The sequence below is a fragment of the Candidatus Magnetominusculus xianensis genome (assembly GCA_001541255.1).
Lineage (GTDB): Bacteria > Nitrospirota > Thermodesulfovibrionia > Thermodesulfovibrionales > Magnetobacteriaceae > Magnetominusculus > Magnetominusculus xianensis.
Genome location: LNQR01000129.1, coordinates 18,021 through 31,397 on the forward strand (window position 1 = coordinate 18,021; position 13,377 = coordinate 31,397).

At 42.6% G+C, this 13,377-nt stretch carries 13 protein-coding genes; all 13 read left to right on the forward strand.

Going from position 1 to position 13,377, the window contains the following annotated elements:
- Complete coding sequence (locus ASN18_RS16145) at positions 1–537, forward strand: hypothetical protein (RefSeq protein ID WP_085053818.1); 537 nt, start codon at positions 1–3, stop codon at positions 535–537.
- A gap of 6 nt (positions 538–543) precedes the next feature.
- Positions 544–2,217 carry a type IV pilus secretin PilQ gene (gene pilQ, locus ASN18_RS16150; protein WP_085053819.1) on the forward strand — a complete coding sequence of 558 codons (1,674 nt, stop codon included), beginning with the start codon at positions 544–546 and terminating at the stop codon, positions 2,215–2,217.
- A gap of 2 nt (positions 2,218–2,219) precedes the next feature.
- Complete coding sequence (locus tag ASN18_RS16155; RefSeq protein ID WP_085053820.1) at positions 2,220–3,938, forward strand: ExeA family protein; 1,719 nt, start codon at positions 2,220–2,222, stop codon at positions 3,936–3,938.
- Entirely contained in the window at positions 3,935–5,629 is a 1,695-nt protein-coding gene (locus ASN18_RS16160) for a GspE/PulE family protein (RefSeq protein WP_085053821.1), read from the forward strand. The genes ASN18_RS16155 and ASN18_RS16160 overlap by 4 nt, the downstream gene beginning before the upstream one ends.
- Positions 5,630–5,633: 4 nt before the next feature.
- On the forward strand, positions 5,634–6,872 hold the full coding sequence (locus tag ASN18_RS16165) for a type II secretion system F family protein (protein WP_085053822.1): 1,239 nt from the start codon (positions 5,634–5,636) through the stop codon (positions 6,870–6,872).
- Positions 6,873–6,907: 35 nt separating this feature from the next.
- Positions 6,908–7,177, forward strand: a complete 270-nt coding sequence (locus tag ASN18_RS16170) for a hypothetical protein (RefSeq protein ID WP_085053823.1) — start codon at positions 6,908–6,910, stop codon at positions 7,175–7,177.
- Positions 7,178–7,209: 32 nt separating this feature from the next.
- The gene (locus tag ASN18_RS16175) at positions 7,210–7,653 is read left to right on the forward strand and encodes a type II secretion system protein (RefSeq protein ID WP_157073058.1); all 444 of its coding nucleotides are present in this window, start codon (positions 7,210–7,212) and stop codon (positions 7,651–7,653) included.
- A 104-nt stretch (positions 7,654–7,757) separates the two neighbouring features.
- Positions 7,758–8,231 carry a type II secretion system protein gene (locus ASN18_RS16180; RefSeq protein WP_085053825.1) on the forward strand — a complete coding sequence of 158 codons (474 nt, stop codon included), beginning with the start codon at positions 7,758–7,760 and terminating at the stop codon, positions 8,229–8,231.
- Between the two features lie 172 nt (positions 8,232–8,403).
- Positions 8,404–8,847, forward strand: coding sequence for a pilus assembly FimT family protein (locus ASN18_RS16185; protein WP_085053826.1), 444 nt, complete (start codon positions 8,404–8,406; stop codon positions 8,845–8,847).
- A 41-nt stretch (positions 8,848–8,888) separates the two neighbouring features.
- Positions 8,889–9,290 carry a hypothetical protein gene (locus ASN18_RS16190; protein ID WP_157073059.1) on the forward strand — a complete coding sequence of 134 codons (402 nt, stop codon included), beginning with the start codon at positions 8,889–8,891 and terminating at the stop codon, positions 9,288–9,290.
- Between the two features lie 6 nt (positions 9,291–9,296).
- Complete coding sequence (locus tag ASN18_RS16195) at positions 9,297–9,806, forward strand: PulJ/GspJ family protein (RefSeq protein ID WP_085053828.1); 510 nt, start codon at positions 9,297–9,299, stop codon at positions 9,804–9,806.
- 14 nt (positions 9,807–9,820) lie between these two features.
- Positions 9,821–11,227 (forward strand): hypothetical protein, encoded by a 1,407-nt coding sequence (locus ASN18_RS16200; protein WP_085053829.1) that lies wholly within the window; start codon positions 9,821–9,823, stop codon positions 11,225–11,227.
- A 49-nt stretch (positions 11,228–11,276) separates the two neighbouring features.
- Entirely contained in the window at positions 11,277–13,376 is a 2,100-nt protein-coding gene (locus tag ASN18_RS16205) for a tetratricopeptide repeat protein (RefSeq protein WP_085053830.1), read from the forward strand.
- Position 13,377: the final 1 nt, after the last annotated feature.

A 13,377-nucleotide genomic window follows, 5' to 3' on the forward strand; every position in this document is an offset into this window, starting at 1 on the left:
ATGGAAAAACGAAAGACTATTATAGTGGCATTAGCAGTAATAGCGTTGATTTACGGGCTGTATGTGACAGTGATTTCGTCGCGTTTACGGATGAGTGTGGCCGGTGTAGGTGATTTCAGGCAATCTGTGAAAAACACAGTGAAAGACATCGAGACACGGCTGCAAGCGGTCACAAATATAGGCGCAAAACACCAGGATGATAAATACATAGTGCAGAAGATAGAGACCAAATGGGACTATAATCCCTTTGGTGTAGACCCGGCAATACAAAAGGAGATGTCCAGGCAAAAGGAGCCGGCTCAAAAGTCTGTGGATAAGAAATCTCCGGCGGCAGCTAAGGTAAATTTCGTTTACTCGGCCTACATCGAGACAAATAAGCGTAAAGTAGCCGTTATTAATGACAATGAGTACAAGGTGGGTGATCAGCTTGAGACCCCTGGGTATGTATTGAGGAAGATTACATCTGGCAGTGTTGTCATAGCGCATAAGGCATCGAAGACAGATACAGAAATATTATTTACCGATAAAGGGGAGTGAATCAAAATGGATAACGATAAACTCAGGCTGTGCCCAGTATTAGAGGGATTAGAGGGATTAAATGTATTTAAGCTATCAAAGGTTATGATTCTTTTACTTGTGTTTGCCGTGTTCGGATGTCAAACAGAAGTAAAGAGAGACGCTGAAATGGAGAAATGGTCAAAGCTGGCAGACTCCTCAAGAGGGTACACGCCGTCAAAGAAACCCTCGTACACTAAAGAGACAACAGCTACGGCTATAGTCAAGGACAAAGACGCCCCTGGTATTGGCGAACCATCTAAACCCATGAGAGAGCTGCCTTCAACCCCGATTAATCTGAAGGTAAGAAAGGCCGAACTCAGGGCTGTACTAAGGGCAATTGCCTCCTCAGAAGGTATAAACCTGCTTGTTAAAGACAATGTTGTTGGTACTATTACAGTCGATTTTTCAAATACAAGGTGGGACAAGGTATTTAAGTCAATCCTCAGGTCATATGGGCTGGCGTATATTTGGGAAGATAATATCATACGGGTAATGAAGCAGGAGGACATAGAACAGGAAGAGAAAAACAAAGCTGCTGCTCAGGAAGTCAGGCTGGTTGACCCTCTGGAGTCATATGTGGTGAAACTAAACTATACATCGGCTAAGAACGTAAGAGAAAATCTGGTTGAGCTGCTGACAAAGGATAAAACGCTCAAGTCACGCGGTGCTGTAAAAGTCGATGAGCATACCAATTCGCTAATCATTGACGCCATACACGATGATATGGAAAAGATAATGAGAACTATAGAGGTCATAGACAAGCCTACCCCTCAAATCTGGATAAAGGCAAATATAGTAGAGACCTCAAAAGAGGTTGCGAGGAATCTGGGTATTCAGTGGGGCGGCATGTACAGCAAGCAGGTATCCAGGGGAAACTCGATGTACATAACACCAGGCGGCACAACGGGAACAGCTACTGCATTCACTACGAATCCGACAAATGTTGGTGTGTACCAGCCTGCATTTTCTAATCCCGGGATAGGTATGCATGGGTACGGCGTCGATTTCCCTGTTTCCGAAGCGGTTAGGGCAGCGGCGGGCGGCATCGGGTCACTAGGGTTTGCTTATGGCATATTGGGTGGAGACCTCCTCGAGATGCAGTTGCAAGCGCTGCAGAAGGACTCAAAGCTGAACATAATCTCAAGCCCGTCTATAACAACGCTGGATAATTTAAAGGCATACACAGAAAGCGGTGAGAAGGTCCCTTACGTGTCTACATCCACATCAGGCGGGGCGATGACCTCAAATGTAAACTTCATAGACGCCGTACTGCGTCTTGAGATTACGCCGCATGTGATAGACAACGATACGATGAAGTTGATCATTCTTGTAAAGAAGGACGAGGTTGACAGCACAAGGTCAGTACAGGGGAATCCATACATTGTAAAAAAGGAGACCTCAACAACCCTGATTGTTCAGGATGGCGAGACAATAGTTATCTCTGGGTTGACAAAAGAAAAACGTCAAAAGTCAGATACAGGGATTCCAGGACTGAAAGATATACCTCTGTTGGGCTATCTATTTAAGAGCGATAATCTTGATAATAACTATGAAGAGGTGCTTATCTTTATTACTCCGCACATTCTTCCAGCCAGACCAATGGACATGGCGGCAAACAGCCAGAATTATGACTCTAATGCGGCACGTGCAAAGGAATAAATGTGGACTACTTTAAGCTGTTAAATCTTAAGAAGGAGCCGTTTTCTAACTCACCAGACCTGGAGTTTTTCTATCCTACCCAGATGCATGTGGAGTGTCTGCAAAAGTTAGAGATGGCGCTTAGATTTAAACGTGGTTTAAATGTCATCCTCGGCGATGTAGGCACAGGCAAGACCACGCTTTGCAGGCAGTTAATAATGCGTTTTGACGGTGAACAAGACAAAAGCACAACCGAGATTCACCTCATTATGGACCCATCCTTTAAGAATGCAGAGGAGTTTTTGATTGCTATTGAAAGGATATTCGGTATATATACAGGTGAGCCGAAGAGCGAGTTGCATTATAAGGAAGAGGTTAAGCGGTATCTGTATGCAAAGGGTGTAGACGAGGGTAAGATTGTTGTGCTTGTTATTGATGAGGGGCAAAAAATCCCCGCCTTCTGTCTTGAAATTTTGAGGGAGTTTTTGAATTATGAAACAGGCAAACATAAGCTCCTGCAAATAGTGATTTTTGCCCAGAATGAGTTTAATGAAATGCTGCAAGGGCAGAAGAATTTGCAAAACCGTGTCAATCTGTGCTATCAGTTAAGACCGCTCAGTTTTGTTGAAACATATCAACTGATCAAATATCGCATTGAAAATGCAAGCAATGACCGAAATAGAAAATCGCTCTTTAGCATTCCGGGCATGTATGCAGTATATCTGGAGACAAAGGGCTATCCCCGCACGATAAACATGCTCTGTCATCACGTATTGGTAGGGCTTATTGTGAAAAATAAGAAAAAGGCTGGCTGGGGCATGGTGCGTTTCTGTGCAGAGATGAATTTGCCTGGCAAGTCATCGGTCAATCATAAAGGCAATCATAAAGGAAGGATGCTGGCGCTGACCAGCTTACTTATCATTCTTGTGGTATCTGTTGTTACGTATGATATTGTTAATTTGAGAAAATATATAGGTAATCCAGGACTTTTAGGTGAGGTTGCTGCTGTATCTGCTCCGGTCATTGATAACAGTAAGAAGGAACCACAAAATACTGCCCTAAGTACTGTCCCAAATACTGCTAATGTGATGTCCACAGCGGTAGCGAATGAAAGGCTTGAAACTGTAGTGGTTGCAAATGATATTCAAAGTTCAGAGCCGTCTGTGCCATCTGTAGCTGATAAGCCTGAATCACCGAAAACACCAGAAACTAATGTATCAGCCGTGTCTGATGCACCAGTATCAACAGATAAGATACCTGACGTACTGGGTGTCCTGACAGTACCTGCGGGAGATACGGTTATTAATTTGCTGTATAATGTCTATGGGTACTATAACAATGCCATGATAGATGCCTTTATGAAAATAAATCCTGGCGTAAAAGATGCAAATGTAATTGCTATGGGGCAGAGGGTTTTGTTCCCTGCCGTTAAACAGATGAATAAACTGCCGGAACATCATGGGAAGATATTTGTGCAGATTGCCTCTACGAAAAGTATAGATCAGGTATATAAGATGTACAGTAGTTACCCTAAGGATCAGCCGCCAGTCAGCATAGTTCCCACATGGAACAAGACGGAAGGCCTGGTCTTCGCACTTTTACTAAAAAGCAGTTTCGCGGATGTGAATGCGGCGCAGACATCCCTGAAAACGATCCCTGCCTCTGTGGCAGCAAACACGAAGCTGATAGATAAATGGGATAAAAATACCGTATTTTTTCGCAAGATTGGGGAAGGCGCATGAAGAAAAAATTAGGAGAAATGCTTTTAGAAAGTAAGCTCCTGACCAAAGAGCAAATGGATTCGGCTCTCAAAGAGCACAAAAAGGCAGGGGTGAGGCTAGGCCAGTTCCTTGTCAGAAGCGGAATCATCGCCGAGGAGCAGATAATACAGGTTGTCTGCAATCAGTTGAAATTAAAGAAATACCATCCTGAGAAATATCCTATTTCCCTGGTCTTAGAGTCTGTACTGCCATATGAAATAGCCGATAGATATAAGGTTGTACCATTGGCAAAGAAGGGGCGTCTTTTAACTGTTGCTATGCTTGATCCTTTGGACATCAACGCGATGGACGCCGTTGAATCTATAACGAATCATGAGATTGAGCCGGTAGTGTGTACAGAGAACGAGTTCAATAATATCATCAGCAACTTATATCCTGCGCAGTCAGGGCTGGCAGTGGTAATGGACAGCTTTGAAGACAGCGACGGGCTTGATATGGGCGGCGAAGTTGATACAATGGACTTAAATATTCAGAAGACAGAAACGCGCACAGAGGACCTCCCTGTGATACGCCTCGTAAATTCCATCCTGTCTACTGCAATTAAAGAACGCGCTAGTGACGTGCATATAAGCCCGCAGAAAAACAATATACAAATCAGATTTCGCGTTGACGGCAAACTTGTAGATATGCCGCCGCCGCCAAAGGTGATGTTTTTGCCTGTTATAACAAGGTTAAAGTTGATCTCCCGTATGGATATTACAGTGTCACGAATGCCGCAGGACGGCAGGTTTACGATAAGGCATGAAAATAAGGAAATCAACGTCAGGGTATCCTCTATTCCTACATTACATGGTGAAAACATAGTTTTGAGGCTTTTGGATACATCCACAGGGATATACACGCTTGAGCGCCTTGGGATGTCTGATGATGACATAGCAAAGCTGCGCTCTGTAATTTATAAACCCTATGGCATGATTCTCAGCACAGGCCCAACGGGAAGCGGGAAAAGCACTAGTCTCTACGCAATCCTCAATGAGATAAGCAAACCTGATATACACGTTATCACACTTGAGGATCCAGTGGAATACCGCATGAACGGCATCAGGCAGGTGCAGTTAAACACGCGTGCCGGTATGACGTTTGCTACGGGGCTGCGCGCGATACTTCGTCAGGACCCTGATGTTATAATGCTTGGTGAGGTACGTGACTCTGAAACGGCGGCTGTTGCCATACGTGCGGCGCAGACCGGTCACAGGCTGCTCAGTACAATTCACACAAATGATGCGGCAGGAAGCATCAGCAGGCTTATGGATATGCAAATCGAGCCATTTCTGGTTTCCTCTGTGCTTCTTGTATCCTTTGCACAGCGTTTGGTAAGGACACTATGTCCGTTTTGCAAGGAACAATATAGCCCTTCACCGAAGCTGTTACAAGAATGGGGCTTGGGGGTGTCTGACGGGAAATATTTCCGCAGAAAAGGCTGTTACCAGTGCTTTAACACAGGCTATAAGGGCAGAACAGGTATCTTTGAGATATTACTCAACGATGAGGATATTGTTCAGGATATGATACTTTATAAAAACACCTCAAGGCAGATTACGAATACACTGGTTGAGGCTGGCAGACTAAAGACGCTAAAAATGGATGCTGCGCGAAAAATTGTGCAGGGGTTAACAACGTTCGAAGAAGCAGAGACCACAATATTTACATAAAACTATGCCAATATTTAATTATAAGGCAGTTGACAGTTTGGGCGCCACAGTTGCTGGCACTATAGATGCTGCCGCACTTGATATAGCTGAGGACATGCTCTATTCCAGTGGTTTGATTCCCTTAAAAGTTTATCAGCCCAAGGGATTTTCTGTGAGGGGTTTTTCGGCGTTTTCTTTTAAGACTTCTACACGGCAGGTTGGTCGTGTAAGTCCTCCTGATCTTATCATGTTTCTTAAACAGTTCAGGACGATGTACAGGGCAGGTATACCTCTTATGCGGCTGCTGGAAATTATGAAGACCCAGACCGAAAACAGGGCGCTTAAGGATATCTCAGGCAATATGATGGCTGATATAAGCGATGGTCTGGCACTGTCAGAAGCGATGGGTAAGTACCCTTCTGTGTTTCTCCCACTGTACTGCTCTATGATTAAGGCAGGTGAGGCAAGCGGCAATGTGCCAGAGGTTATGGATAGATTAATATATATAATCAGCCACGAAACTAAGGTAAAATCAGAGATAAAATCTGCGATGACATATCCAATCATTGTAGTTATAGCGCTATTAGGGGCGTTTATATTTTTACTTACTTTTGTTATTCCGAAGTTTGTTGCTATATTCGCAAAATATGAAATTACGCTTCCTCTGCCAACCCGCATTGCTATAGTGATGCATGATGGCTTGTCGCACTATTGGGCGATTTTTCTTTTATCAGCAATTGGCCTGGTGTTTTTTCTTTATACATATTTTAAAACAGACAATGGCAAATTTGTCAGAGATTCCTTTTTGCTTAGCATCCCAGTGTTTGGCCCACTGTTTGTCAAGGCGTCTATGTCTCGATTTGCGAGCATATTTTCTATTTTACACGCAAGCGGGGTGCCGCTTCTGGAGTCACTTACAATACTGGCAGAAACATTTGGCAATGCCGCCATAAGCAGAATTTTTAAGGCCTTGAGAGAGAAAATAGAAGAGGGTAAGGGTATATCAAGCCCTCTGGGAGATGCAAAATACTTCACCCCTATGGTAGTTACAATGGTCTCGATAGGTGAAGAAACTGGAAATCTTGATGAAATGCTCAATGAGATATCTATACATTATGACGATGAGGTGCGTTATACTATCAGCAGGCTTACTGAACTGATTGGCCCGTTTTTAATAGTATGTTTAGCTGTGGTAGTACTGTTTTTTGCGCTTGCGATATTCTTACCCATGTGGGATTTAACAAAGGTTGCAAATCGCAGTTAGTTAGTTTAAGATATAACAGAGGAGCTAATTATAAAATGAATAAATGTGACCCGTTTCTGCATACCCTTAAAGATATGGATTCCCGCTTTCGCGGGAATGACAGCAGAGGGAAGGCAGTAATGACAGCAGAAAGACGTTTTTTCCAAAAGAGGCCGCGTAGGTTATGGGGCAATACATGGGAAGGCAGTAATGACAGCAGAAAGACGTTTTTCCCTGTCTGTCATTCCCGTGAAAACGGGAATCCAGGATGTTATAGGTGCAGCACACTACAGCATTTTGCAATTGGCTCAGAGGGCTGCATTTAATGCAGTTAATAAACTACAATATTGGGGGTAATATGAGAAAGTCATTGAAGCTGTTGCGGGGACAAGAGGGTTTTACCCTTATTGAAATCATCGCAGTGTTGGTAGTGCTTGGTGTACTTGCCGCTATAGCGCTGCCGAAGTATCAAAATTTGGATCAGGATGCTAAGGCAAGGGCATGTCAGGGGGCAATTTCCGCTGGAGCGACTAACTTATCACTTGCTTATTCAAAGTTTTTAATTCTTAACAGTGTAACGCCAAGTAGTTTTAGTGCTAATGCTTGGCAACATTCTTCAGATAGTAATAGGGCAGTTAACGTACCAACTGTGGTAGGCGATTTCAATGTTTCATATAGTGGTAGCACGGATGCACTTGTGGTTTCTGTTGTAAATTGGCCGCAGGCGTGGGGTTCTATTAATTGTCAAGACACAGGTGGTGGAAACTATACAAACAAGACATACAACTTTAATGCAACCTAAATAAACAAATATGTTGGGGATTAATATGAGAAAGCAGTTGAAGCTGTTGAGAGGATAAGAGGGTTTTACCCTTATTGAGATAAACAAATATGTTGGAGGTTAATATGAGAAAGCAGTTGAAGCTGTTGCGAGGACAAGAGGGTTTTACCCTTATTGAAATCATTGCAGTGTTGGTTGTGCTTGGTGTGCTTGCCGCTATAGCGCTGCCGAAGTATCAAAATCTGGATCAGGATGCTAAGGCAAAGGCATGTCAGGGGGCAATTTCCTCTGGTGCAACAAACCTGGCGCTTGCTTATTCCAGATTTTTAATTCTTAACAGTATAACGCCAAATGGCTTTTCATCTAATGCATGGACAAATACAAGTGTAAGTGCAAATAGTGTTAATGTGCCAACTGGTGTAGGTGATTTCAATGTTAGTTATGCTGGAAATCCAGATGCGCTGGTAGTTTCTGTAGTAAATTGGCCGGCTGCATGGGGAAGTACTGTTAATTGTGTCGATACAATAGGTACAAACTGGGGAACGAGGACATACAACTTTAATGCAACCTCTACTGGAGCAGCAGCAACAGAAGAATAATCATGGATGTAGTTTAGTAGCTGACTGCTTGTAATGTCATCTCCCTGAGAGAGATATATCATGGTTGAGCAGTGACTGGGTTATGGGTGGAAAATAATCCAGTCCAGCTCACAGATTAATGTAACTTAGCAGTAATAGTCAGGTGGTCACCAGTACATTAGAGGGGAACTAAATGTTAGCGCGTGCAAATGAGAAAGGTTTTACACTCATAGAAGTGGTTGCACTTTTGGTGGTAGTGGGGGTGCTTGCAGCGGTAGTAATATCCTACTCATCGACGCCGGAGACATATCAAGTTGATTCTGAGTTGGAGACCTTAAGGACACATCTGCGGTATGCACAGTTGAAGGCTATGAGTCATTTAAACGGCACTACATGGGGCATAAGTGTGGGCGGCTCATCCTACCAACTCTATAACAATGGGGCTGCATCATCCATTCCGCTTCCCGGGGATACCACTGCGACACATACATTCCCATCCGGGGTCACAGCAACGACAACGACAATAACCTTTGACGACTGGGGCAGCCCCGGAACTGTGGATATAACAGTTACCTTAACTAAGGGCGGGTATTCACAGTCCATTACAGTAATAAAAAATACTGGATTCATATCATGAGGCATTTAGGGCAGAGAGGATTTACACTTTTAGAGAGCATATTGATAATTACGCTTGTAGCGGTTGCCGGGACAATGATGTTTACAATCGCAAATTCACCATTCACAAACGCCGCTGATGTCAACAGGAAAACAAGCAATGCCTTTAAGCTGGAGGTTGTGATGGAAAATATAATTGCAGATTACAAGAAAAACTATAAAAATAACAGCGATTGGTATCAGTTTGATAATGACATAGGTGTAGAGGGTATATCTGTTGTTCAGGCGAACGTTTACGGCAGCTATATTTTGAAAGATAAACATTTCATCAAATACGTCGGTAGTGTGGAGACAATAGACACGAGTCAAAACCTTTCCTCTGTGACAATAGGGGCTGCCCTTAAAGTGACAATTGCGGATGATGACGGCAATAGCTTGACCACGATATTTTCAAGGTATAAATGACCGGTTATGAAAAATAAAACATATATAGCCGATGAGAAAGCCTTCACACTGATAGAGATTGTTGTAACAATTGTAATCATGGGCATTGTGTCCGTATTCGCAGGTTACGGCATTACTCAGGTGACATCGGGATATGTGTATGCAAAAGTCAACGCAGAGACACAGCAAAAGGCGCTGTTGGCAATGAACAGGATAGAAAGGGAGCTGATAATTCTGTCGTCTGTTACGACTACTTCCTCATCACCCACATCAATAACCTATACTTCATACAAGCAAAGTGCAACATCAACGTCACATATATTGGCGATCTTGGGAACAACTATTACTCTTGACGGTGATACTCTGGTTGACCTTGTCGATAGTTTTACCCTGTCGTATTTAAATACTTACGACGATGCATCGCCCTCACAAACGTGGACTTCGACCAGCAAAGTCATTCAATACACCATATCATTAAAGGATAAAAACGGGAATACTACATCATTTACCAATAGAGTTGTGCCGCGTGGTTTATAAAATGGGAGAAACTGATGAAGAATAATGCAGCAACAGTAAGGCTGACGAATAACTATCACAGAAATCAGCACGGTATGTCGTTTATATGGTTGATTGGTGTACTGCTTGGTATGTCGGTCATAGGCACTGGGATTGCGTATATTGCTACAGGCTCGACCTATAATGCTGCATATAAGACTTACCACACGAAGGCGCTCTATGTTGCTGAGGCAGGCGGTAATTATGCCGTTCCCCGGCTTGCTTCCGATATTGACACTGGTGTGACTACAAATATTTACGCTCTTGATAATCAAACATTCCCGTTGGGCAATGCCTCCTACCTGCTGGAAGTTGACAATACCCAAAAGGCCTACTTGTATCTTAAATCAACCAGCACAGTGAACAAGAACTCTATTTTTACTGCCCAAAGGCTTGTAACGTTTAGGCTGAACAAACCGATTATTGATAATTTTGACAATAAAAATAATTGGAGCGGCACAGATGCGGCAGTTGTTTCTGACCCAACAGGTCAAATGCCCTCAGGCAGCAATGTGCTTCAGCTTGGCACTATTGGAGGCAGTCAGACCCAAAGTCAAGCCACTATGAATTGGAACAACAACCCTCTGTCAAGCGTACCAGACCTGCTCAGCCAATGGTATATCGGGGGGCAACTGTTGAGCTATGAGCTGCAGTGCAAAGTTTATATTGACAGCGAAACTGCACAGGATCACATGGCAGGGCTGTCCTTCAGGCTTGGCGAGGACAACCATAAGGCAGGCGACAACACTTACGACACCACTTATGGTGTGTCTTTTTACAGAAAGAACTGTACCTCAGGGTGTCCGGGCTGGGTAACCGCGGCTGATTTTACTGCGCTGACTAACGATTATGTGTACATTGTGTTGTGGAAGGAGATACAAGGCACTTATTATTTACTTGCTTATAAAAGATTAACGACTGCCGATGGACTTGTATCAAGCAACAGCAGCGGGGCGACACTTAACCCCTGGTCAACAATCCTTGTAACGGTTCTCGAAAAATTCAATGGAGCCAATAGAGAGAATCATATTTATGTATACACCGGGTCATCTACATCAATTGTAATCCCTGCGCTCACTATGTACACCGGCGGCACAATAAACTGGACTCATTACTTTAAAGGGGTTGTGTGGGATACGATAAATCCTTCTTATGTAACATCTTCGGGGACGTGGTCATCCTATGCCTATAATTTTACAGCTTTAGCGAGCCAACCATATATTATTGATAGTTCCACATATACGCCTCCGGCTATTACTACTGAGAATTTCGCTGCAATATTACCGCCTGAGATTGGTCTTCACTCCTACTATAACACCAGTGCTACAACCTATCAGTACTTTGCCGACTATGCGATGCGCTTTCCAGGCGGGTCGTCACAAAACGTGATTGCGTACTATTAAGCGCCGCTCATGATGACAGGGCAGGTAAACATAGGGCTGCGAAAAAACAATGAATCTTAAATCAAAAATCACGAACTATTACTATGCTGTCCTCATACTGCTATTGTTGTTGTCTATAGCCTATGTGTTCATGTCCCTGCCGCTGCAAGTAGGAGACACAGATATCTGGTACCATTTAAGCGGTGGAAGGTATTTTTCAACACATGGAAGCCCGGCGTACAACAGCTATTTTTCATTCATACAACCGGAGAGGCTCCGCAGTAACTACTATTGGCTGTTTCAGGTAATAGTCTATAAGATATATTCATTTACAGGCGAACGGGGGCTTATTGCATTTCGGACGCTGTCGTTTATGGTAATGTTACTGCTCATTCTTTTTTTTCTTTATAAACGGCAAAAGGAAAATATTAATTATATTACATTTATAATCATTGTCTATGCCGTTGTGCTGATGCCCAGATATGCTGTCCTGAGACCGCACGTGTTTAGCTATGCGCTGATAGCGGCATTTATATGCATACTTGAGTTTTACCCGAAAAAAACAATTATTTTGCCAGCTTTGGCACTGCTTTGGGTTAATGTACATGGCATTGAATTTCCAGTTATGTTGTTAATATTGGTATCATACTATGTTGAGCCAATTATATTGAGAATACGGACTGCCCTGAGAAAGTCAGAAAAAAGTGAAAGCAGTTCGATATTTACACTGCCGCTTGTTATATCAATGGCGATGATATATGTGACCCCAAACGGGCTTGGCCTGCTTGAGGTGCCTTTTATCTCAACAGATTTTGCATCCCAATATATTGCCGAACTCAGGCAGCCTTCAATTAAGGGCCTATTTTCGCTGTCACTGTCACCGCTTAATCCAAACTTAACAATGTTTAGCAGTATTATATTGATTATGGCATTCCTGTCATTTCTTAAGGGGCTGTTACAGAGAAGTATAAAAATACATCATGCGATGTTGTTTATAGGAGGGACATTTTTATTATTAAGAGGGGTACGCTTTACCAATGAATTTGTTTTGCTTGCCTTGCCTGTTATAGCTTCGGCCAATTTATTTGGGAGTTCTAAGTCTGATGAAATTAAGGGCAAGATATCTTATTTAATGCTCAATACTGCTTTTTTATTGATGACATTTTTTATGTCAAATAATGTTTTGTCAGAATTAAAAAGAGGGCTGACCCCAATTCCACGCGGGGTTACTCAGTTTCTTGCTGGATTAGATGCCGGTGGAAATCTGCTGACTGTCCCCAACTGTGGCGGGTATACGCAATGGATGCTGTATCCAAAATATAAAATATTTATGGATATGGAAGTTCCGCACCTATTTACGGATATTGATATGTATGTTTCAGTAAATGTATTCCTTGAGGATATAGTTTTGAAGAAGACTCTTGAAAAATATGATCCGGCCTTTTTATCAGTACCAATTGGTTATAGAGGGTTTACTAAGCTCATAAAAAGATATCCAAACTATAAGGCCATATTTTTTGACGATATTGAGGTATTATTTGTAAATAATCGTAGTTATCCCAAAATTGCCAATCAATATGAACTTAAAGAGATTGATCCATTTGCGCTTGGTGTTGAGCTAATGGAGCAGATTAAGTTTGACAAAAATGACAATTATACTACGGAATTAAACAGGATATTCGACGTCTATCCTAATATGCTCGTCACTCAGGCATTGGTACAAATATACAATTTAAAAGGACAATATGAGCGTGCGCTGCCATATACAGACATTACTATCAAAAACTATCCCGAAGTCACTGGCGCCTATACTATAAAGGCAGAGATACTGAGCGGACTGCGTAAATATGGAGAGGCTGCTAAAATATTGGAAGCTGCCCTTGATAAAGCAAACGATATAGAAAAAAAGGGAATATACCACCAATTATACATATGTTACTTTAATCTGGGAGACAATAAAAAGGCCTATGATGCGCTAAAAAAGTCTGTGGATGTGTATTCTCCGAAGTCATCATATGAGGATATATATAATTTGGCCGCTCTGTCTATAATGTATGGTAAACCTTCTGACCCTGTAACCCTTTTTAATATTGCGCTGTTAAAGCTGCCCCCAGAAAGAGATGATTTAAAGGTAAAAATAGAGACAGCATTAAATGCTATAAAGAAATAGT